This is a genomic window from Thalassotalea psychrophila, assembly GCF_031583595.1.
GTDB lineage: Bacteria > Pseudomonadota > Gammaproteobacteria > Enterobacterales > Alteromonadaceae > Thalassotalea_A > Thalassotalea_A psychrophila.
The window spans coordinates 2,521,019-2,543,576 of sequence record NZ_CP134145.1 but is presented as its reverse complement, the minus strand read 5'-3'; the positions used below and the strand labels follow the sequence as shown (position 1 = coordinate 2,543,576).

Here is a 22,558-nt window from a genome sequence, read left to right as displayed (position 1 = left end):
TATTTTAATGCAACTCACCCCTTTGGTTTATAACTAAAGGGGATTTAATAAAAACCCATATAACAATACGTTACGTCACTAATTAGACTAAAAAGAGAATACAGCTATGAAAAAACTCAATGGTTTAACGGAAATATACAAATTTTTTCGAACCTACAAAAAACCGATATATTTTGTTTCAGCTTCGCCTTTTAATATTTTAGGATTAGGTCAATTAGTACCTTCTCTGACGTATGTTAACTATTTTGATTGTTTTGATGGTGTGCATCATCGGGTGTTTACCCCTAAAGGTCGTGGTGCACCAGAATTTACTTGTTTAGAAGATGTGGTTAATTATCTGTTAGAGCACAACGAAACCAAAGACTATATGGCAAAACAGGGTGGTGGTGGACACATGCTAGCAGTGATGTTTGATGAAAAAACAGAGCAGCTTGCTAAAGATATGGGCATTAATTTAGCAATGCCATCACACGAGTTACGTAACCATTTAGACTCTAAAATTGTCACCACACAAATGGCAAATGAAGCTGGAGTTGCTAGTGTTCCAAATGTGTTGGGTGAGGCCGAATCTTTTGAGCAGTTAATGGAGTTAGCAAAATCAGGAAAGTTAGGTAAAGACTTAGTGGTACAAACACCCTATGGTGACTCGGGTAAAACCACATTTTTTATTGCCTCTAACAAAGATTGGCAACAATATGAAAAGCTGATCATTGGTCAACAAATTAAAGTAATGAAACGCATTGAACCACGCTGTGGCACTGTTGAAGCCGTAGCGACGAAACACGGCACCATTGTTGGGCCTATTTTAACAGAGCTTGTTGGTCATAAAGAGCTCACTCCATTCAAAGGTGGTTGGAGTGGTAACGAAGGTTTCGTTAATGTGCTTGAGAAAAATGCTCGTACTAAATTAGAACGTATGGTTAAAAAGTTTGGTGAGCGTCTTTATCAAGAAGGTTATAAAGGTACTTTCTGTATTGATTATTTGATTGATAAAAATGATGGCCGTATGTATCTGGGTGAATTAAATCCACGCATCAGCGGTGCATCACCAATCACTAATTTGCTGACACAAAAATATGGTGGTGTGCCATTGCTGATGTTTCATTTGTTGGAACATATGGGCATTGACTATGACATTAACATACGTGAGATCCAAAAACGCTGGCGTGATTTTGATACCTGGTCGCAAGTTGTTTTCAAACATACCGGTGACGATGTTAGATTATTAAAACAGGTACCACGCTCTGGTATTTGGCGTACAACGCAAAACAATGACGTTGAGCTAGTTCGCCGCACTGCCGATTGGAGTAATGTCTCTGGTATGGATGAAGCATTCTTTCTGAGAATATTAGGCCCTGGAGAATACATTTATAAAGGTGCTGATATGGGAGTTTTATTGGTTAGAGGGCATTTGCAAACGAAAAATGACAAACTAACACCCAGAGCCAAAAACTGGGTTACCGCGATGAAATCACAATTTCAGTCGACTAGTTTAGAAACGAACATTCATCCAACCTTGGCAAGTGAAGATATTTTGAGTAAAGTTTTTTAGATACTATTCGTCATTATATAAGATTGTTTTAAAGGAGTGACTATTGTTGTAGTCACTCTTTTTTAATTCAGGGATGAATTAACTTAGAAATGCCAGGGACGGCATAAATTCTGTTAATTCATCTTCAAAGCACATGTATTTGGCTCTATTAGCGTTAATTGTTGAACTTTGGCTTACGTCAATAAATGCCAACTAACCTACTAAAGCGAAAATCATCTTAAGGTCAGGCTTTTGTGCGATAAGCTGACGTGTCGTGTAAATCAGTAGCATTTTGTAGTTCGCGAACCGGAAGTGCTTAAGCCTGTATTCACCCATATATTTGCTAACCCATATTACTGAGACTTCAGCGTAATACAGCAAACCATAATTGGATTATTTTGCATCTCAAATACAGAAAAAATGATATCACCTACTTTTGAATATCATCCTTTCAACGTTACATAAAAAGAAGTGTCCAATCTTCGAACTCCACTATTCTACGCTAGAGCAATTAACCTTGAGGACATGCATCTGCTGATGTTACTAACGTGTCCGCATCTGGAGCATAGTAGCGTTCTACATAGTAGTACGGTTCATCTTTATTAACAGGCATCCAGTATGTGCCATCGTTTGGCTCAGTCGCGCTAAAGGTAATGGTAACATTGCCGTTTGCATCAGGCTTAGTGTTGTAAGCATTAAACAAGTCGTTCTTACCAGGAATTGTATTACCTGTGAGCTGGGAATAACGAGTTACTGACCAAAACTCACCTACACCAGGGTTTTTATACGGAACGGTGATTGAATAATCTTTAGAGCCATTTAAGCGCTTTTTATCACAGTTAATAAACATGGGGGCATAATAAGCATGATGAACAGGTAAGCCGAGATGACCAATAATACCAGCCGCTCTTAGCGTTGTGTTGTCAGAGTGGTTCTCTTTACTGTCAATTGGACCAAAAGCCCCCTCGTTACTAAACAAGCCACTCTTTGCATACCAAGCGTACAAATACTCTCTAATTTTAGCATGGTCTGCTTGAGTATAGGTCTGTGACAAAGACTCTAGTAGACCTGAGTTTTCATCATACACATCATGACTATTAATCGTGAACTGAAGGTAGTCATCATTTTTAACAGAGATTGAGCCAACAACACCTTTTAGTGTGATTTTATCTTGTATTTTTTTAACATTTTCTAGTTCAGAAGAATTAAACGCTTGTGTACGGACGAATACATGCGGGTAATCACCACGACTTTTTATAACTGTCCCTGCTGGAACTTCACCTTTATAATCGTATCGGACAAACACATATGTCCCCCTAGGGCGGATTTCATCGTAAATGGTATAGTGTTCTTGATCGGTAATATGTAGTGAAAAATAACGATCTTCTACCTTAGGCAAAGTCAACACTACAGGACCTTTAGTTAAATCAACCACAGCTTTACTATATAGGTGATCAAGTGCAGGACTCACAACTGGATCCGTTCCCTCTGTTGGTAATGATGTTGTATGGACCAGTTTATTAGTTCCACCAGCACTTTCAGCTGTAACCACAAGGTATTGTCCGTGATGGTAGGCTTTGTAAGCATGAAACTGAGCTTCTGAAGGGCCTTCACTTGCTGCTGCCGTACCAGATACAACGGCTGTAACTAAGAGTGCTGCGATTAATTTGTTCATAATTTGACCTTATTCACTTTACTGTTCATTTGTAAGAATTCATCTTCATGATTCCATACACTCACTATACTTAATAAATAAATGAACATTTGGAACTTTGCAGGTGACAAAATGGAAACAGACATTAGCTTAAAGCAAATTCGAGTACTAACTTGCCTTTACAGGGAAAAGAGCTTAAAACAATGTGCACGTATAATAGGTAAAACTCCCAGTGCAATCAGTAAAATACTATCAAGACTAAGAGAGCTTTATGATGATCCTCTCTTCATTACCAGCGTAAGCGGCATTGAACCTACGCCACGCTTGTTGGCTATGATTAATGACCTTATTGCTATACAGACAACGCTTGAAAATAGCTTAATCAACAGCAAGGAATTTGATGCCAATGGATACACAGAAGAGATTATTTTATCGTGCTCAATGGGACTGATGGAACGTTTTGGCTCTGAGATCTTTACTAAACTCTCAGCATTAGCTCCCAACGCACATATACAGCTGTACACATGGACGGGCGAAACTCAACAACAGCTTGAATCTTCACAGATCACTGCCGCAATTCATATCTTAAACGAAGAAAAACCAAAGCACATCTATCAAAAAACCATCCTAAAAGATGAAATGGTCTTAGCGGTAAAAGCAGATCATCCTGCACAAAACTTAACCGAGGCATTAAGTTACTCAGCTATCATCCTTAAAACATCAGGCTGGAATGACAGTCGCTATCATTTTTTAGAAAAACTAAAAGCGAACGGCATCGAAGTGAGTCATGCGGCAACAGTTGACCAGTTGTCTCTCGGCCTAAGTTTAATAAAAGAATCTGACATGGGCATGTTTATCCCAAAAGTGGCTATAATACCTGAGTTAAAATATTTCACCTTTGAAGGGAGTTGCTACATGCCACTAAATTTCGCTTTTTGCATTAAATCTGCAAATCGAAATAGCCCAGTACACCTCTGGCTACATAAAGTGTGTACATCAATTTTGAAACTAACGAATATTTGATTGGTATACAATTCTAACTGTATAGGACTTCCCTAACTCTACGACTGCCAGCCTTTCGGATTGACACATTAGTTTCTGCTAAATTTAATGTTCTTTATATCAAGCATTAAATCTAACTAGGTGCTTTGTGAATCAAAAATAAATATATTAATTTTTCATGTTCAAACCAGTTAGTACACATTACTCCAATCGCATTTACAGCGTAAAAAATAAGTTCAGTTATTGGCGGGGATATTGAGTTCAGATTACAACAAAGTCAGGATTGCATGAATTAAATTAACGAGATGTTGAATTTTTCTAATGACAAGTGCGAACTAAGTAAATGATATTTAATTTGTAAGCACTTCAACTTACTGAGCCTAAACCTGACCTTAAAATCATTTCCGCTTTGTGGCAATAGTTGTCGAACAACAATTAAAGCTAATATAGCCATATATCTATTTAAGTTATAACAATGAAGAGTTACTTTTATTTGTATATTTACGTAATTAAATTACATTATGATGGGTTAGAGAACGTTTAACTTGATATTTTTGTTGTTTAGGTGTAAAAATACTACATAAAATGTAAAAAAGGAAAGTATGATGGAAGAGCAAAACGAGACTAAAGAAGTAAATAAAGTATCAGAATCGACAGTGTTTGACTATGGTAATGGTGGCTGGCCACGTGATTTTGATATTCGTATTGAAGTGGCAGAACAACGCGAAATATTGGAAGCTTAATTAAATAACTACTTGCCTAAATATTTTTCCAGTTTTTCTCGCCAACTTTCGTTGCGTACAATCCGCAACAATACACGATTTAATGGCTCTCTTAACTCACTGCCTTGAGTTAAGGCAAAGCCGTAATCTTGGCGCTCAAAAGTTGCAGGAGATATTTCAATTTCACCTTTAAATTCGGTTTCTATAAAGTACTGTAATAATGGTGCATCATATACCATAGCATCCATTTTTCCTTGTGCAACCGCTTCCAGCCCATCACTTATATTGGCAAAGTTGACGACCATATAACCGTTATTTTTGAGAAATATTTCGCTGGTAGAACCGTCTAGTGTAGCTATATGCATCTTATTAAGATCATGTAAGCTTTGGATATTGGTATTAATTTTTTGTACTGTGAGGATACTTGAGAATGCGGCGATAAAACTTGCTACTATCATCAATGCAGTAAACATCCACACTACGCCAATAGCTCTACCTACCTTAGTGAGTGGAGTTTTATCGCCGTAACCAACGGTTGTCATGGTTGCTGCTGCCCACCAAAACCCTTCGTTTACGTGTTGAATCGTGTGACTGTCTTCGCATTTAGATTTATGCTTATGTTCAACTAACCACATTAGCCAACCAACAAAAAACAGCAATAAAAATAAAGTACCCACAACCTTAATAAATTGCCAAGAAAATAATTGGAAAAAAGTAGATTCCCAGATATTACTTTCTTGATCGGATTTTGTAGCAATGGCAAAACCGGTTGTATGGTGTGGATGGGTGAAATCCATTAACGCTTCACGTTCTTCAGTAATGGTTATTGCTGCAATAACCGCATCTAAATCGCCTTGCTGAACACCATCAAGTAACTCTGGCAGGGTACTCTCTTCAAATACGTATTCAATATTCAATTCAATTGCAATTTCACGCCACAATTCAATACTGATCCCAGACCAACTATTGTCTGAATTCTTAATTGAAAACGGTGGCGAATGCATCGTGCCTATGCGTAATATTTGTTGCTGGGATACTTGACCATTATCAGTTTCTGCAAGTACTGCATTATTCGGCAGTAATACTGCCGACATAAAGCTAATTAAAAAAATAAACTTACGTAACATTTAATATCTCTATGGTTAGTTTCCAACGAAAGGTAAACTTAAATATAGCTGAATCACCAAGGCATTTGTAATATCGATAAAAAAAGCACCAACTAAAGGCACTACTAAGAAGGCTTGCGGAGAAGGGCCATGACGAGCAACTAAAGCTTCCATATTTGCTACTGCCGTCGGTGTTGCACCTAGACCAAAACCACAATGTCCACCAGCCATAATTGCCGCATCATAATTTTTTCCCATAATTCTAAAGGTCACAAAATATGCAAACATCATTAGTATTACGGTTTGTATTAAAATTATAAACATCATCGGGCCAGCAAGATTTGCTAATTCCCAAATTTTTAACGACATCAATGCCATCGCTAAAAATATTGACAAAGACATAGTGCCCCATAAATCGATACAGGGCCGACTGATAGTATAAGCTTTTGAAAATTCACATATGTTGGTAGCTAATACACCAAATAAAAGTGGTATTAGAAAAGAGGGTAAAACAACGCCCATTTCTTTTAAAGCAACATGTCCAAAGTGACCTACAACCATACATAATAGGATAACAAATAACGTTTCCATCATTTTTTTCGGAGTAACTAAATCATGATCTTCAGGATTAAATGTTACAGTGTCATCAAGTTCTTCATGAAATTCATTAGCTTTTAAGTTATTGCGCTTTATTAGGCGTTTGCTGACCGGTCCGCCAACTAAACCGCCGAGCACTAGGCCTAATGTAGCCGCGGCCATCGCTAACTCAAAAACACTACCATCCATATTATATTCTGTTATAAACAAATCGGCATACGTTGCGCCGTTACCATGTCCGCCTGACAGTGTTACCGAACCACCAATTAAACCCATTAGAGGATCCATGCCAGTTGTCATCGCAAGAGTTACACCTACAGCATTTTGCAAAATTAAATATGTAGAGGTAACGATTAAAAACAACACTACTTTAGGGCCACCTTTAAGTAACAGTTTAAAACTGGCACCTAAACCTACTGTGGTAAAAAATATCGTCATAAATGGCTTTTTAAAGCTCATGTCAAAGTTAAATTGAATATCTAAATAGCTGTACGCAAAAGCTGCAATTAAAGAAAATACTATACCGCCAACGACTGGCTCTGGAATATTATTATTACGTAGAAATTTTATTTTACTATTGCAAAAATAGCCTGCAAATAGGATCAATAATGCGACTAATAATGTTTCTATAATACCAATATCAATATTCATGGGAGAGTATTTACCTCTTAATTTTTATATTTATTTTTCATCAACTGTTAAATAGAAGAATGACTTTTTTTGATTTTACTATGAATAATTTAACTTTCTCTCAGTAATTTAGGTTGTCAGATTAAGGTGACTTTAGTTACATATTATTAGCGACATCGTCAAGAGAGTCAGCTTTTCGAATGCAGTTGAAATTTAAATTTTCATCATTGCCGCTTACTGAGAATACGCCAACCCGAGGTAAGCTATTATAATCAAAGTGATTACTAAAATAATAGCCCCCAGTATCATGAGCCATGACGTAATCGTTAGGGACAAGTTTTGGTAATTGTTGATCTGCACAAATCAGATCACCAGCAAAACAACATGGGCCAGCCACGTCGGTTGCAACAATTTCAAATTCTTCAGCTGTTTTTTCAAGGCCAACCGCACTATAACCGGTTACGCGTATCGGCCATGATGTTGGTAAAAATGCTGTTCTGGTCATTATCTGTGCGCCCGCATGAGTGGTGGCAATATGTCGTCCACCAGAATTTTTGGTGTATTCAACTCGTGTAATAATAACGCCATTTTTTGCTGCAATTGCTCGACCAAATTCAGTTTTAACCTGATATTTATCAGTAAACAAAACTGGAACAGTCTGTTTTAGTATTTGTGCATAATCAGCAAAACTAGGAGTTACTTCTTCTGAGGCAAAGTTAACGGGTAAACCGCCACCAATATCTAAGCGAGCAATTTGTTGTGTACCAGTGTTGTTATTAATTTCTTCGGCTAGTTCAGTGATAACCAAAATACCTTTGGCCATTAATTCTAATGCACACCCTTGAGAGCCACTATGGGTATGTAAGCTAGTGAGCCATGGGCGTTGTTGATATATATTAATTAGCTCTTGTCTATTGCTACCATCGGCTAATGGGTAGCCAAATTTTGATGTTGCTGTAGCAGTACTGGTTGAGCTTATCGCTCCACCGCCAATTTGTGGGTTAATACGAAATCCAATTACTGATTTGGTATTTGGGAATTCCAGCATTAATTTGTCTACACGGGCAAGCTCTTGCAGGTTATCTATGTTTAATGAGATGTCGTTTTTAATGCATGTGCGTAAATCATTTAACGTTTTAGCAGGTGAATCAAATATAATATCTTTGTTACTAAATCCAGCATTCTTAGCAATTAACAATTCTCCTGGGCTTGCTACTTCAGCGCCCATACCGTATTCGCGTAATACTTTTAACACCTCAACCAGTGCATTGGCTTTTACTGCAAAGGTATGAAAAAAGTTTGTTGGAAAAGCATCATAGGCTGCGGCAACAGTTTTTTGTAAACCGTCGAAATCCATTATACCAATAGCTGTTAGGTCACTATCAATAACATTAGCCGCAATAGCTTTTTGTATTATCTGCTGTTTTCTTATCATTTGGGCATCTCTAGATTTTAATTTTAGTAAAAAATTTGATGCATTTAAGATAAAGGACTGTTAAATGTAGCGATATTACTAAGTGTTGGCTAACGTATAACTTTTGGTTATGGCATGTAAATTTACCTACAACACAAGGTTATACCTTTACTCTCGAAATGAATTTGTCGCAGATCTGCACACTGGATATGATTTTTAGAATCCCAAAGTTAATGCTAACAGCGCTTTGGTTGAATTTAAATTTCATATTAAGGTGATTATTATGACTACAGCAATAACTCAGAACTTAAACAGTTATATTGCTAACAACTACAGTGAAGCTAACGTGCAGCCCTTTACCGAGTTTTCGCAAGTGTTACTTGAATCCTCTTTAAATGACGAAGTTCAACTGATGCCATTAGAGCGCCGTTTTGATCTTGCTCTATCTCTTTGGGAGAGCTTTACTACACGACAACGCCAAGAAAATAAAGTTGTTATAAAAACACTAAGGCAAGATGGCGCGAACGTCTCAACTTTGCATATTATCAGTGATGATAAGCCGTTTATTTTTGACTCAATAACTAATTTATTGCTTGCTGAGGGATATAGAATCAAAAATTGCTTGCATCCGGTTATTAATAACGAGCAAGAAACAATTGATACTGATATACAGCAAGAAAGCGATGTATCCGTTATTTATATTGAACTAAGTAGCTTATTAAACGACAAAGCCTGTACTTCGTTAAAGGAAAAACTTCTTACTCTGTTAATAGAAGTTAAGATGGTGACCGACGACTGGCCGGTAATGCTTAAACAAGCAAAAGCTGTAGCTGACGTTCAAAGTAATCACGCAAACAACGGAGATAATAGTGAGCAAGTGCAAGATTTTCTGCATTGGCTGTGCCAGGATAATTTTACTTTTCTAGGTTATTACCCATTTATTATCGATGAGCGCAATAAACAAAAAAATCATATAGAAAGTTTGGGAATTTTTAAGCAAAGTATTGATCCGCTCACACTTGATAAATCAGTACTTAGAATTAACAGCAAAGAGCTGCAACATTTTATCGATTCAGAGCAAGCCTTGCTGATTTCAAAATCAACCGTAAAGGCAAAGATTCATCGTAACGATTACTATGATCAGATAAGCATAAAAGAATACTCTGCGCAGGGTGATGTGATTGCTATACATCGATTTATCGGCTTATTTACTCAGGCTGTAAATAGTCAAAATCCTATTAAAATACCTTATTTACAAGCTAAGTTAAATGCGGTTCTAGATCGCGTTAACTATAAAGAAGAAAGTCATAATTACAAAAAATTTAGGCATATTCTCAAAGCTTTGCCCAAGCGTGAAATTTTTGAAAGCAACGCTGCTAACTTGTTTTCTTTGGCTAAAGGCATTTATAACCTTAATGCGCAAAGTAAATGTGGAACATTTATTCGTGAAAATAACTTTAACCAGCAGGTATCGGCTCTGGTCTTTGTTTCTAAAGATGCTTTTTGTACTGATTTACGCGATGAAATTGAAGCACAATTGTGTGAATTTTATGGTGGGAAAATATTATCTCGGTGCTCAATGCTTAATGATAATTATCTGGCGCAATGGCATTTCACTCTGGTTAAAGGCGAACAAGCATCAAGCAATGTAAATCTTACCGATTTAATTAACCGTATTGAAGAAAAAACAAAAAGTTGGATGGAAAGTCTATGTACGCTTATTCAAGAGCGCTGGGATGATGCACAAGCAACACAGTTAATTAATAAATACAGTAATTGTTTTTCCAAAAGTTATCGTGAGAAGTTTTCAGCGTTAGCCGCAGCTAAAGATATAGAGTATTTTGAAACGCTTAACCAAGATCAAAAGTATCAATTTCAAATTTATCGTAATGAGCAAGACCAACATAATTTATTACGTTTAAACATTTATTCTCAAGCACAAGGTATTGCTTTAAGTGATTCAATTCCAATTTTGGAAAATCTTGGTTTTCGACCATTAGATGAATTTAGTTTTAAAGTGCTGGCTGATAATAACTCAAGCAATGATTTGTATAGCTATACACTTGAATGTCCTAGTGATAAAACTCTCGATTTAAAACAAGTTAAAGCTAATTTAGAGCAAGCTTTAACTGACATCTGGGCGCAAGAAATTGAAAATGATGGCTACAATAAATTATTACTAACTGCCAATATCAATATTAGGCAAATTGTCATTATTCGTGCTTATGGTAAATACTTGCGTCAACTTGGCCTTGGTTACAGTGAAGAGTATTTTCAGCAGGCATTAATTGCATACCCAGAAATTGTCGGCGATTTAGTCGCATTATTTGAACAGCGCTTTTCATTAAATAACAGTTCTATTTCTAAACGCATGTTATTAGCCAATGATATAGCTAAGTGCCTGTTTGGTCGTTTAAATAAAGTTTCTAAGATAGATCATGATCGAATTCTGCGTAATTTCATCGCTGCTATTTCAGCGACAGTAAGAACCAATTTTTATCAATTATCAAATACTGGTCAGCAAAAATCATATTGCTCATTTAAGATCTTAAGTGGAGAAATTGAAGATGCTCCTCAACCTAGACCTTATGTAGAAACCTTTGTTTACTCACCAAGAGTGGAAGGGGTTCACTTACGTTTTAGTGCTGTTTCTCGGGGGGGGCTACGTTGGTCAGATAGAGAAGAAGATTTTCGTACCGAAATTTTAGGATTAGTAAAAGCACAGCAAGTTAAAAACGTCGTTATTGTACCACAAGGCGCTAAAGGTGGCTTTGTGCCTAAGCAGCTCCCAAGTGACGGTAGTAGAGACGAAATAACTAGCGAAGCTATTGAATGTTATAAATTATTTATATCATCCTTGCTTGATATTACCGATAACAACACTCAACAAGGGATCATAAAACCACAGCAAGTAGTGTGTTTTGATGGAGATGACAGTTATCTGGTGGTTGCTGCTGATAAAGGAACTGCAACGTTTTCAGATATTGCTAATGAACTTGCTAATGATTATGACTTTTGGTTAGGTGATGCGTTTGCCTCGGGTGGTAGTGTGGGTTACGACCATAAAAAAATGGGCATTACCGCAAAGGGGGCTTGGGTGTCAGTACAAAGGCACTTTCGAGAAATGGACGTAGATGTTCAGCATGATGAGATCACTGCCATTGGTATTGGTGATATGTCTGGCGATGTATTTGGCAATGGCATGTTATCTTCAAACACTATTAAACTTGTGGCAGCGTTTGATCATCGTGATATTTTTATTGATCCTGCTCCTGTGGCCTCAACAAGTTTTAAAGAGCGACAAAGGCTGTACAATCTGCCGCGATCATCATGGGTAGATTACAGCGCTGAGCTGATTTCTGCGGGTGGCGGGGTATTTAGCCGTAGCCTTAAAAGAATTACTCCATCAGAACAAATTAAGAAATTGTTGAAGATTCCTGGCCATGTAGAAACTTTATCCCCCAACCAACTAATTAGTTATATCCTCAAAGCAAATGCTGATTTACTTTGGTTTGGCGGTATTGGCACCTACGTGAAAGCAACAGAAGAAAATAATAATGACGTTGGCGACAAAGGTAATGATCCCCTAAGAGTTAACGCTGCCCAACTACAATGTAAAGTCATTGGAGAAGGCGGTAACTTAGGTTGTACGCAATTGGCAAGGATCGAGTTTGCTAAAGCCGGTGGTAGAGTAAATACCGATGCCGTGGATAATTCTGCAGGTGTGAATTGTTCCGACAATGAAGTAAACATCAAAATTTTGCTTAATCGTTTATTATCTGACGGGAATTTAATTAAGGGTGAACGAGACTCTTTACTTGAACAAATGACCACTGACGTAAGTAAAATGGTGTTGCAGAACAACACTTACCAAGTACAAGCGTTGAGTTTGGATGAAGCGAATAACCATGCCCACTTTGACAGTTTTACTCGTTTGACCCATTACCTTGTCGACAGTGTCGATCTCAATCGAGAACTTGAATATCTGCCTGATGATGATGAATTACAAACACGTATCTTAAATAAAAAAGGCCTTACACGTCCTGAACTAGCGGTATTAATGGCTTACTCAAAAATGGATGTAAATAATGCCTTATTAAAGCAAACAAGTTTGCTTGATGATGAGTACTTTGAAAAGTACTTATTGGCGGCATTTCCTCCTGTACTGCAGGAAAAATATCAACAAGAAATTGTAGAGCATCCTCTGGCCAAGCAAATTATAGCTACTGCCGTTGCTAATGAAATTTTTAATCGGGGCGGCATTCACGCGGTTAGAGAGCAAACTGGTGCAAGTATCGAGCAGATTGTAAAAGCCTTTATTATCACTAAAGAGATATTCCAGTTAGATAGCATATGGAAAGAAATAGAATCTTTAGACGGTATAGTTTCTGCTGAAATTCAAGTGAAGATGTTAGTTGAGGTGCAACGTTTTTATAGGTTAATGGCAATTTGGTTTATAAACCATGATGACCATCAATCAAGCATAAATAGTGTTGTTGCTAAATTCAGTCCGGGAATCAACTTATTGCAACAGCTCAATAGTGACGAAGTAATATTACCGTTTACTCCTGTAAGCAAATCCTTATACCAGTTACAAGCGGGAGAAAATAGTCGCAGTATAGTCGATAAAATTCATCAACTAAAAGTTTCAAGTGTGGTTTTTTGTGACATTGTTAAAACGGCGGCAGAATTAAAAGTTTCTGTTGAACAAGTATTGGTGAGTTACCAAAAAATAACGCAAATAATTGGTATTTCATGGTTGATTGAACAAACGGAAATTGTTGAAACGACAGATCATTGGTCTAGAATGGCATTGTTTTCTTTATTACTCGACTTACTTGAGTTAAGAGAGCAATTAGTGCTAAAAATCAGTACAAGGTATAACAAGTTTGCTTGTGATGTTGCTATAGATAAGTGGGCAGATACAAAGGTAGCTGATTTAAGTAGGGTGGAAAGAGTAATTGATGATCTAAAAGTTGCAGGGGTCCTTACTATCGACAAGTTATATTTTGCCAACAGACAGATGCGCACGTTGCTTAGTTAGACATTAGTAGATTACAAAAATAAAGGCAGTGAAAGTTAATCACTGCCTTTATGTTTTTCTTTACCCAACCTAACAAGCTTTATTTTTTACTGGCAAACACTTCAGTTAAATAAGGAATGAATTCTTGCACAACTTTAGGCAAGCCTTTATTTTCTAGATGTAAGCCTTTAATCGAAACATTTAAGGGTGGATCAAAAGAAGCAATAGCAATATCTTCGGTTAAGTTATTTTCAGCGGTAAATTTATCTACAATACATATTCCCAATCCTTGGGCAACTAATCTCGCGGCAATAAAATAGGTTTGTACTTTAATTAAAGATTTTGGTGAAACACTTTCTTCTAGTAATCTTTTCCAAGCAATATCTCCCAGTGGACCGCTACTAGTAATATCAATAAATTCAGCGTCGGCAACTTCACTCAGTTTAAGTTTATCAGGACAATGTGGGAATAATTTTTTCGGATAAACAATAACTAATTCTGATGTAGTCAAATCGATTGCTTTAACGCCAGGCATATCTTCAGGAGCAAATAACACTGCTAAGTCGCACTTGTGTTCCATCAAAGCTTGTTGTACCGAGTCGTTATGAATGGTGGTGATATTAAACTCTACATTAGAAAACTTCTTGTGATAGTTAGCAATACTTATCGGGGTAACGTCAAAACCTAGTGCAGGGCTGATCCCTAGGTTTATCCGCCCATACTCCAGCTTCTTGATATTATCCGTTGTATTTTTTAGGGCTAAAATTTGTTTATATATTTTATCCACTTCGGTATAAAGCATTTCTGCTTCATCGGTTGGGATCAATCTTCCCTTAATTCGTTTAAATAAATTAAAACCTAATTGAAGTTCTGCATGGGCTAAAACTTTACTGACTGATGGTTGTGAGACATGCAACATATTTGCTGCATTTGTTATAGAGCCTGTGGTGTAGATGGCATGAAATATTTCAATATGACGTAGTCGCATTCATTTCTCTCTTTAGTAAATTAAGTACTATCACTACAGTAAAAATCTCTAAATATGGGTCAAAAACTGACGATATAAGCTCAAAATATAGCTTGGACGTCATCATAGTTAAGTTAATCATATCATCTGTAGAGTGCAAACTTATTGTTTGTTAATTTTTATGGTTTTGGGCAATTTTCATTATTTGTGCTACTTTTTCAGTAAGATAACATCAATTTAACATCTTGTGTTTTAGCTATTTCACCTTAGTGTATAACCTTAGGTTATGGATTTACAATCAACAGTCATTGGTATTTGTTCGGCTTTTTATTCATGGTTACTAGGTGTTAAATAAATGTAAACCAAATGAAATCTAAAATCGAAACACAAAATTTAGTATTAACTTACAAATTTAAAAAAATAACGATTAACTGGGAAATAAGGTGAGAAAAATGAATACGAATATTAAGTCAAACTTTAAGCTAAAGCATTTGAGTTTGTGTGTACTGGCAGCAATGTCGTCACAACTTGTACAAGCGCAAGAACAAACTCAAGAAGAAAAAGAAGCCGATGTTGAAAGAATCATAGTAGTTGGTTCAAACATTAAAGGCAGTACTATGGCAAGTGCTTTACCTGTAACTGAATTGAATGCTGAAGATATTGCCGCAACAGGTGCTTTAGATGGAGATGAACTTTTACGCTCTATACCACAAATTGGCGCAGTAGGCTTTACTGGCACTCGAGGTGGTAATACAGGAACTAATGCTGCACGTGGTGATATTGGCTCAGTAAACTTACGTAGCATTGGTGAAGGTAACACCTTAGTTTTACTTAATGGTCGTCGTATGGTTAATCACCCAATTACGCAAACAAACTTTGGCGTACCAGTAACCTCAGTTAACTCAAATACCTTACCAGTTTCTGGACTTTCACGTGTTGAAGTACTACGCGATGGTGCTGGTGCATTGTATGGCTCTGATGCTGTAGCGGGTGTAGTAAATTACGTTACTAAAGAAGATTTTGAGGGTGGTAGCTTTAAAGTGCGTTATGGCGCTGAAGAAGGTACCGACCGTGATGATTTTACTATTTCTGGTAACAAAGGATTTGAATTTAACAATAGCCAAACGTTTTTCATGATCAGTGCTAATTATGCTAAGAAATCAGGCGTTATGGCATCAGAAAATGGTTTTTCAAGTAATCAAGACTTACGCTCGAGAGCTCCTGGTGACTGGGCCGAAAATACCAGTTTTGATAACCGTTCAACTTTAGAACCGCATGCCGATCTACACTATATTGGCTTACCTAGCAGTATCGATGATTATATTATTCGTCCTAGCACTTATACCAATGATGATGGGGATTTAGTAACGGCAAGCAGTTGTGGTGGTGGTGCTTTACCTGATGGTGGTGGAGTGATGGGTGATGTATGTCTTGATCAAACCGGCAGTCACAACAGAGCATTACGTCCTAACCGCAATGAAGAACGTACTTTAGTACCAGATATTGACAGGTTAAATATTTTTACTAATTTAAGCCATGAATTTGATAACGGCATTGAGTTTTATAATGAGTCAACTTATTACAGCTCAACAGCTGAACGTCAGTGGGAACAATCAGCTATTTTAAGTAATGGTACTTTTGATGTACCAGCTCACAGTTATTACAACCCATTTGGCCCAGTAAACTTTGCCGATGGCCGTGTAAACCCTAATCGTATTGATGGTTTAGATCCTGCAGACGTACCTGTTGAAGGCCTTGCTTATAATTTGCGAATTCGACCTACCGATGTTGGTCCACGCCAAGTTGAAGTTGAAAGTACCAGCTATCGTTTTTTAAATGGTTTACGCGGTACATGGAATGATTGGGACTGGGATACTGGCATATTATACAGTGAAGCAGAAACTGATGATAAAATGAGTAACCGCATAAGCTCTCCTTTACTATTAGCTCAATTAAGTTTAGATACTCCTGATGCTTATAACCCTTTTACTGGTGTTAATCCTGATGATCCTACCAGTATTTTAGATTCATCACCTAATCCGCAATCTAGTATTGACCCCTTTTTAACTACAGCTCAACGTAGTGCAAAAACAACCTTAACAATGGTCGATTTTAAAGCGTCTAACCCATTCTTATTTGAGTTACCTGCAGGTGATGTTGGTATTGCGTGGGGTCTTGAATATCGTGAAGAAACATTAGATGAAAACAACAGTGATATATTTGATGGTTCACAACCATTTGTTGAAGGTAATGCAGATCCAGTCAACCTAAGTAGTTTACAAGGTAGTAGTGTTCGTCTTGATGTTTATGGTGAACGTGAAGTTTTCTCTGCTTACGTAGAGCTAGCGGTACCTTTATTAGCTGATCTTCCTGCTGTTCACAGCTTAGATGTACAATTAGCTGTGCGTTATGAAGACTTTAGCGATATTGGTGATATTACTCGTCCGAAAATGGCCTTGTCTTGGTACCCAATTGAAATGCTACAATTTAGGGGGGCAATATCTAAAGGTTTTAGAGCGCCTAACTTAATTCAGCTAAACTCTCCTGGTGCTACACTTACTACGGGTGTTGATGACTATGCTGAAAATTCTTTAGATGCCAATGGCAATGTTGTGGTTAATTCAACTACTTTAGCTGATGGTGGCTCTGGTAATGGTAACTATAATTTATCAACATCAGGTAACAAAGACTTAAAAGCTGAGGAAAGTGAAAATATTAGTTTAGGCTTAACATTACAACCAATGGATAACTTAACGTTTACTTATGATTGGTGGGAAATTGAGACTACTGATACCGTTGGTGTACTTTCAGACGAAAATATTTCACGTCTTGACCTTATTGCCAGAGGCGAAGGCTCATCAAACCCAGACGTTGTGCGTGGAGAAATTGATGAGGACAATCCGTTAGGTGAAATTGTACAAATCAATCGCAGTTACGAAAACCTAAACACTCGTACAATTACGGGTTACGATATTGCAGTTAATTATGACTTGGATACATCAATTGGTGATTTTGGTCTATCGTTAAATGGCGCTAGAACTTTAAAGTTTGACCAAGAAGCTGGTGGTGATGCTTTAACTATTCTTAATGCCGGAGCAGATCCAGAAGTTTTAGGTACTGCCGTTGGCGATATTGTTGGAACAAACAGCATCCCAGAATGGCAAGCTACGGCGTCAATCAAATGGAAGTCAAATGATAACTTATGGGCTGCAGGTTTATTTGTTAAATACGTTGGTGAAGTAGATACTGCCGTTTCAAATACCGTTGATGATGTTACAACATTCTATGAAATGGAGTCACAAACACGAGCAAATGTTTATTTGACGCGTAAAGACTTTATGGGATATGAAGACTTGAACCTTTCATTTGGTATTAACAATATAAGTGACGAAGAGCCACCATTAGCAGATACTACCTTTGGTTATGACGGTTCATTACATTCAAGCCGTGGTAGATACTTCTACACTAGTGCAAGTTATAGCTTCTAAACTTTAGTTACTAAAATTAGTATTTAATTTAATATGGCTCGACTCGTTAATCTAGTCGGGCCATATTTTTCTTCCATTCAATTATAAAGATAAAATCATGAAAAAATTATTATTTACTTGCTCATTATTATTTTCAACCCTATCACTTATCTCATGCACCACTAGTGAAAGTGACAATGCGCAAGCGTGTAATATCGGTAATGTTAAGTTTTCTACTGACTTTGCTACCGGTCGTATGGACAATTGTAAACAAGTTGCAGAAAACGAATTTTTAATTACGTTAATACCAGAACTAAATAAAACAAATGCGCCGATTAACTCCAGTCCTTGGTATGCCTTTAAAGTACAAGCAGAACAAGCAACAACAATTAAGGTTACTATGCTGGTACAAGGTGACGAACATAGATACCCGCCAAAAATTAGCCAAAACGGAACAACTTGGAAACTACAGCCTTATAAGCTCAATGGTGAACGTTTAGTAATGAATATAGAAGCATCTATTGATCCTGTATATATTGCTGGTCAAGAAATTATCAACAATGAGTATTATGAAGATTGGGCAAAGGATTTATTAACAAAAACGTCTATAAGCTATGATTTACTTGGCGAGTCTACTCAAGGCCGCCCGATCTACAAAATTGAGAGTAAAGGCAGTAGTAATGAATGGTTAGTAATTTTAGGTCGTATGCATCCGCCTGAAGTGACTGGCGCACTCGCACTTTTCCCTTTCGTAGAAACCATTCTTTCAAACAGTGAATTAGCCGCTTCGTTTCGTGAAAAATACAATGTATTAGTCATTCCAAACATCAACCCCGATGGTGTCCAAGCAGGTAACTGGCGTCATAATGCAAATGGATACGATTTAAATCGTGATTGGATAGACTTCAATCAAGTTGAAACTCGTCAAATAAATGCTTATTTAGATCAATTAGTTTCCCAAGGGCAAAAAATTAAGTTTGCAGTCGACTTTCATTCAACAAGAAGAAATATCTTTTATACCATGCCTGTAGATTATGGTGTTGAAAATCCATATTTCGTGCGCCATTGGTTAGGCGACTTAGATCGCAAAATGCCAGATGTAGAAGTGGTATTAAAACCCGGTAACAACCCTGATCAGGCGGTTGCTAAACAGTATTTTTCAGATAAGTTTGGCGTACATGCCATTACTTATGAAATGGGGGATGATACTGATAGACAAGAAATTAAAGATATCGCCTTTAATGCTTCCAATTTATTAATGGCAAATATGTTGTCAGACAAAGACCACAATAAAGAATAGGACTTTTACTATCGTATGAAAAATTTTAAACATAAATTAATAATGCTAGCGACCAGTTTAACTGTGTTGGCTTCGTGCTCCCCTGATAATAGTTTAGTAAGTGTTGCTCATAATGTTGATTTATTGATCATAAACGGGACTGTTTATACTGGTGATAATTTAACCCCTCAATCCTTGGATATTGCTATTTGTGAACAAGTTATTTGTGGTTTACACCAAACTGGTGAGCACAATGTTGATGCTAAAAAAATCATTGATGCTAAAGGTAAAGTTGTAAGTCCAGGCTTTATTGATCCGCATACACATAGCTTGGCAGAGTTACGCAGCTCAGATAAAAATCATAACTTAAATTATTTAACTCAAGGTGTAACGACTGTTGTTAATGGTAATGATGGTGAAGGTCCTGTTGATATAGCCGCTACCGCCAATCTACTTGAAGAAAATGGTATTGGCACTAATGTCGCATTATTTGTAGGTCACGGTAGCGTCCGTGAGCAGGTAATGGGCCGAGAACAGCGCTTTGCAACAGAAGCTGAACTTACAGAGATGTCCGCATTAGTTGAACAAGCAATGATAGATGGGGCACTTGGTTTATCAAGTGGCTTATATTATGTGCCCGGAAGTTATGCAAATACTGCAGAGGTGATAGCACTGGCTAAAATTGCCAGCAAACATAACGGCATCTATGACACACATATGCGTGATGAAAGTACCTTCAATATTGGTTTTTTGTCATCTCTTGATGAAGCAATCGAAGTTGCTGAACAAGCAAATATTCATTTACACTTGGCTCATATTAAAGCCTTAGGCGTCGACGTTTGGGGGCAAAGCCAACAAGCAATTGAAAAAATTGAATTAGCACAAAAAAACGGTATTAGTATATCTGCAGATCAATATCCATGGCTTGCATCTGGCACCAAGTTGCATAGTGCCGTAATGCCCAAATGGGTTATGGCTGATTCAAAAGAGGCTTTTTATCAACGTTTAAATGATCCAAAACTGTCTGAAAAGCTTAACCAAGAAATTAAAGAAAATATCAGACGTAGAGGCGGGCCAACTTCGTTACTTGTAACTGCCTTTAAGGAACAGAATTTAGTCGGCTTAAATTTAAAGCAGATTGCTGAACAACGTAATTTAACTGCTGTAGCTACGGCAATGCAGTTAGTACAAGAAGGCGATGTAAGAGTCGCATCTTTCAATATGTCGCCAACAGATGTCGAAGCGTTTATGTTGAAACCTTGGGTAGTTACATCTTCTGATGGTACCAACGGCCATCCACGAAAGTTTGCCAGCTTTCCACAAAAATATAGTGAATATGTACGCAACAAAAAATTACTTACCATAGGAGAGTTTATTTCTAGAAGTTCTAGTCAAACAGCAAAAATTCTAGGTTTGCAGCAGCGCGGTTCATTGAAGTTAGATTTTAAAGCCGATGTTATTATTTTTGATGCAGATGAGTTTGCTCCACAAGCAAGCTTCGCCAAATGGAATGAATATTCTAAAGGTGTAGATGCCGTTATTATTAATGGCAATGTAGTTATTGAGAATGAGCAATATCTTAACAAGCTTGCCGGTAAATTTATCTTTGAATAACCTTAACTAAAAATAAATATTCAATTTTCTGAATTGAGGATGTGAAAGCGTCCTCGGTTTTTTAATTCAGGGATGAATTAACTTAGAATTGTCATTAATGGCAAAAATTCTTTTACATCAGGGATGTAAGGAATAGAAAAGGATATAAGGAATACTAAGAATACAGAGGGATAGGCTATTAAAATGTGGCTAAATCCATTTAACCACTCAGGGAAGGGGGTTAGTTATATCCAAGAACAAAGGCTTCGCCAGGCTCTTCCAAACGATCGTAATATTTTGCCTGTAATTTTTGCTTGGTAAATTTATCATCAATCACTTTTGGGGAATAATATTTATTCAATAAGTCTAAAATTGAATAGTTATCTTCATTTTTAACTTCGTTCATGATTTCACCTTCATTGCTCTAACATTTGATTTTGGTTAACATAATTTATACATTTAGAATAAAAGACTTTGCCATTAATAAATATTCACAAGAGTTTTGAATGGTATAGATAAAGGTTATGGCATCTATTAATAGCGATTTCCTTAATAAATAGTGAATTTCAATATCATTTATAAATTTCAAAAATAAAATAATTAATTTGATATATCAGAAACGCCATTTTCTATTTTATATTTGATTAATTATTCAATAATATACAATTTTTAATCTAAATGACTATAATAAAAAACCTTTCGCCTAGACTATGCATACTCTGTAAAGCAATATAGAGTAATAGTACTAATAGTCATAATTAATAAAGTGTCCATATAAACATGAGTACCAATATTAGCCCTAGTCAGTTGAGACAAAAAATACGAAGTGGAGAGCATAACTCTAACACTTCCGGATATTGCCATGGTTTTGTGCAATGTAATTTAGTGATGTTGCCAAAAGATTGGGCTGCAGATTTTTTAAAGTTTTGTCAATTAAATCAGAAGCCTTGCCCGTTAATTAGTGTTTCGGAGAACCCCGGTGATGTACACTTAGATGATGTTGCAGTTGATTTAGATTTAAGAACAGATATTCCTAGCTATCGAATTTTTAAAGATGGTGTAATGACTGAAGAAGTATCTGATATTACTGAGTACTGGCGTGATGATTTAGTTACCTTTGCCTTAGGTTGTTCATTCTCGTTTGAAGAAAGTTTAATCGCTGATGGCCTTGATGTTCGCAATATTAGCGAGCAAGTTAATGTTCCTATGTATCGAACTAACATTGAGTGCAAACCAGCGGGGCCTTTTAAAGGCAATATGGTGGTAAGTATGCGTCCTTTTAATCCGAGTGATGCAATACGAGCAATACAAATATGTACTAGGTTTCCATCGGTTCACGGTGCACCTGTACATTTTGGCGACCCAAGCATGATTGGTATCGATGATATAAACTCTACCGACTATGGCGATGCGGTAACCATTTTTGATGGTGAACAACCCGTATTTTGGGCATGTGGTGTGACCCCTCAAGTCGCACTAGAACAAGCGAAACCGCCATTTTGTATAACTCACAGCCCAGGTTGTATGTTAGTAACCGATTTGCCAAACAGTAAATTAGCTGTTTTATAAACGA

General features: G+C 36.9%; 14 protein-coding genes. 8 read left to right on the top strand and 6 right to left on the bottom strand.

All coding sequences use genetic code 11. The annotated features are described in order from the left end of the window. Positions 1–106: 106 nt before the first annotated feature. Positions 107–1,552: a hypothetical protein gene (locus RGQ13_RS10355; protein ID WP_348389676.1), complete on the top strand. Its 1,446-nt coding sequence runs from the start codon at positions 107–109 to the stop codon at positions 1,550–1,552. Between the two features lie 490 nt (positions 1,553–2,042). Here RGQ13_RS10355 and RGQ13_RS10350 read toward each other — a convergent pair whose 3' ends face one another. After that, positions 2,043–3,206, bottom strand: coding sequence for a DUF1254 domain-containing protein (locus RGQ13_RS10350; protein ID WP_348389675.1), 1,164 nt, complete (start codon positions 3,204–3,206; stop codon positions 2,043–2,045). Positions 3,207–3,317: 111 nt separating this feature from the next. Here RGQ13_RS10350 and RGQ13_RS10345 point away from each other — a divergent pair, with 111 nt between their 5' ends. After that, positions 3,318–4,208, top strand: a complete 891-nt coding sequence (locus RGQ13_RS10345) for a LysR family transcriptional regulator (RefSeq protein WP_348389674.1) — start codon at positions 3,318–3,320, stop codon at positions 4,206–4,208. A gap of 584 nt (positions 4,209–4,792) precedes the next feature. Next, positions 4,793–4,930 carry a hypothetical protein gene (locus tag RGQ13_RS10340; protein WP_348389673.1) on the top strand — a complete coding sequence of 46 codons (138 nt, stop codon included), beginning with the start codon at positions 4,793–4,795 and terminating at the stop codon, positions 4,928–4,930. Between the two features lie 8 nt (positions 4,931–4,938). Here RGQ13_RS10340 and RGQ13_RS10335 read toward each other — a convergent pair whose 3' ends face one another. The 3 genes from RGQ13_RS10335 to RGQ13_RS10325 all read right to left on the bottom strand — a co-directional run bounded on the left by RGQ13_RS10335 (position 4,939) and on the right by RGQ13_RS10325 (position 8,677). Then, the gene (locus tag RGQ13_RS10335; protein WP_348389672.1) at positions 4,939–6,036 is read right to left on the bottom strand and encodes a transporter substrate-binding domain-containing protein; all 1,098 of its coding nucleotides are present in this window, start codon (positions 6,034–6,036) and stop codon (positions 4,939–4,941) included. A 15-nt stretch (positions 6,037–6,051) separates the two neighbouring features. Then, complete coding sequence (gltS, locus tag RGQ13_RS10330) at positions 6,052–7,263, bottom strand: sodium/glutamate symporter (protein ID WP_348389671.1); 1,212 nt, start codon at positions 7,261–7,263, stop codon at positions 6,052–6,054. Positions 7,264–7,399: 136 nt separating this feature from the next. Next, positions 7,400–8,677: a type III PLP-dependent enzyme domain-containing protein gene (locus tag RGQ13_RS10325; RefSeq protein WP_348389670.1), complete on the bottom strand. Its 1,278-nt coding sequence runs from the start codon at positions 8,675–8,677 to the stop codon at positions 7,400–7,402. 262 nt (positions 8,678–8,939) lie between these two features. Here RGQ13_RS10325 and RGQ13_RS10320 point away from each other — a divergent pair, with 262 nt between their 5' ends. Further along, on the top strand, positions 8,940–13,700 hold the full coding sequence (locus tag RGQ13_RS10320) for an NAD-glutamate dehydrogenase (protein WP_348389669.1): 4,761 nt from the start codon (positions 8,940–8,942) through the stop codon (positions 13,698–13,700). A gap of 79 nt (positions 13,701–13,779) precedes the next feature. Here the strand turns inward: RGQ13_RS10320 and RGQ13_RS10315 are convergent, their stop codons facing one another. Continuing rightward, positions 13,780–14,667: a LysR family transcriptional regulator gene (locus RGQ13_RS10315; protein ID WP_348389668.1), complete on the bottom strand. Its 888-nt coding sequence runs from the start codon at positions 14,665–14,667 to the stop codon at positions 13,780–13,782. Positions 14,668–15,098: 431 nt separating this feature from the next. Between RGQ13_RS10315 and RGQ13_RS10310 the strand changes: the two genes are divergently transcribed. From RGQ13_RS10310 to RGQ13_RS10300, 3 genes are all read left to right on the top strand, one after another. After that, positions 15,099–18,134, top strand: coding sequence for a TonB-dependent receptor domain-containing protein (locus RGQ13_RS10310; RefSeq protein ID WP_348389667.1), 3,036 nt, complete (start codon positions 15,099–15,101; stop codon positions 18,132–18,134). Positions 18,135–18,231: 97 nt separating this feature from the next. Beyond that, a complete protein-coding gene (locus RGQ13_RS10305) occupies positions 18,232–19,413 on the top strand; it encodes a M14 family metallopeptidase (protein ID WP_348389666.1) in 1,182 nt (393 codons plus the stop codon). 15 nt (positions 19,414–19,428) lie between these two features. Then, positions 19,429–21,006: an N-acyl-D-amino-acid deacylase family protein gene (locus RGQ13_RS10300; RefSeq protein WP_348389665.1), complete on the top strand. Its 1,578-nt coding sequence runs from the start codon at positions 19,429–19,431 to the stop codon at positions 21,004–21,006. 220 nt (positions 21,007–21,226) lie between these two features. Here the strand turns inward: RGQ13_RS10300 and RGQ13_RS10295 are convergent, their stop codons facing one another. Further along, positions 21,227–21,391 carry a hypothetical protein gene (locus RGQ13_RS10295; protein ID WP_348389664.1) on the bottom strand — a complete coding sequence of 55 codons (165 nt, stop codon included), beginning with the start codon at positions 21,389–21,391 and terminating at the stop codon, positions 21,227–21,229. A gap of 374 nt (positions 21,392–21,765) precedes the next feature. Between RGQ13_RS10295 and RGQ13_RS10290 the strand changes: the two genes are divergently transcribed. Beyond that, positions 21,766–22,554 carry a putative hydro-lyase gene (locus tag RGQ13_RS10290; RefSeq protein ID WP_348389663.1) on the top strand — a complete coding sequence of 263 codons (789 nt, stop codon included), beginning with the start codon at positions 21,766–21,768 and terminating at the stop codon, positions 22,552–22,554. Positions 22,555–22,558 lie beyond the last annotated feature (4 nt).

Excerpts from the sequence above, each read along its gene's own strand:
- RGQ13_RS10355 (WP_348389676.1), top strand. The coding sequence starts at position 107 with ATGAAAAAACTCAATGGTTTAACGGAAATATACAAATTTTTTCGAACC.
- RGQ13_RS10335 (WP_348389672.1), bottom strand. The coding sequence starts at position 6,036 with ATGTTACGTAAGTTTATTTTTTTAATTAGCTTTATGTCGGCAGTATTA.
- RGQ13_RS10320 (WP_348389669.1), top strand. The coding sequence starts at position 8,940 with ATGACTACAGCAATAACTCAGAACTTAAACAGTTATATTGCTAACAAC.
- gltS (WP_348389671.1), bottom strand. The coding sequence starts at position 7,263 with ATGAATATTGATATTGGTATTATAGAAACATTATTAGTCGCATTATTG.
- RGQ13_RS10300 (WP_348389665.1), top strand. The coding sequence starts at position 19,429 with ATGAAAAATTTTAAACATAAATTAATAATGCTAGCGACCAGTTTAACT.
- RGQ13_RS10350 (WP_348389675.1), bottom strand. The coding sequence starts at position 3,206 with ATGAACAAATTAATCGCAGCACTCTTAGTTACAGCCGTTGTATCTGGT.
- RGQ13_RS10315 (WP_348389668.1), bottom strand. The coding sequence starts at position 14,667 with ATGCGACTACGTCATATTGAAATATTTCATGCCATCTACACCACAGGC.
- RGQ13_RS10340 (WP_348389673.1), top strand. The coding sequence starts at position 4,793 with ATGGAAGAGCAAAACGAGACTAAAGAAGTAAATAAAGTATCAGAATCG.
- RGQ13_RS10305 (WP_348389666.1), top strand. The coding sequence starts at position 18,232 with ATGAAAAAATTATTATTTACTTGCTCATTATTATTTTCAACCCTATCA.
- RGQ13_RS10310 (WP_348389667.1), top strand. The coding sequence starts at position 15,099 with ATGAATACGAATATTAAGTCAAACTTTAAGCTAAAGCATTTGAGTTTG.
- RGQ13_RS10290 (WP_348389663.1), top strand. The coding sequence starts at position 21,766 with ATGAGTACCAATATTAGCCCTAGTCAGTTGAGACAAAAAATACGAAGT.
- RGQ13_RS10325 (WP_348389670.1), bottom strand. The coding sequence starts at position 8,677 with ATGATAAGAAAACAGCAGATAATACAAAAAGCTATTGCGGCTAATGTT.
- RGQ13_RS10295 (WP_348389664.1), bottom strand. The coding sequence starts at position 21,391 with ATGAACGAAGTTAAAAATGAAGATAACTATTCAATTTTAGACTTATTG.
- RGQ13_RS10345 (WP_348389674.1), top strand. The coding sequence starts at position 3,318 with ATGGAAACAGACATTAGCTTAAAGCAAATTCGAGTACTAACTTGCCTT.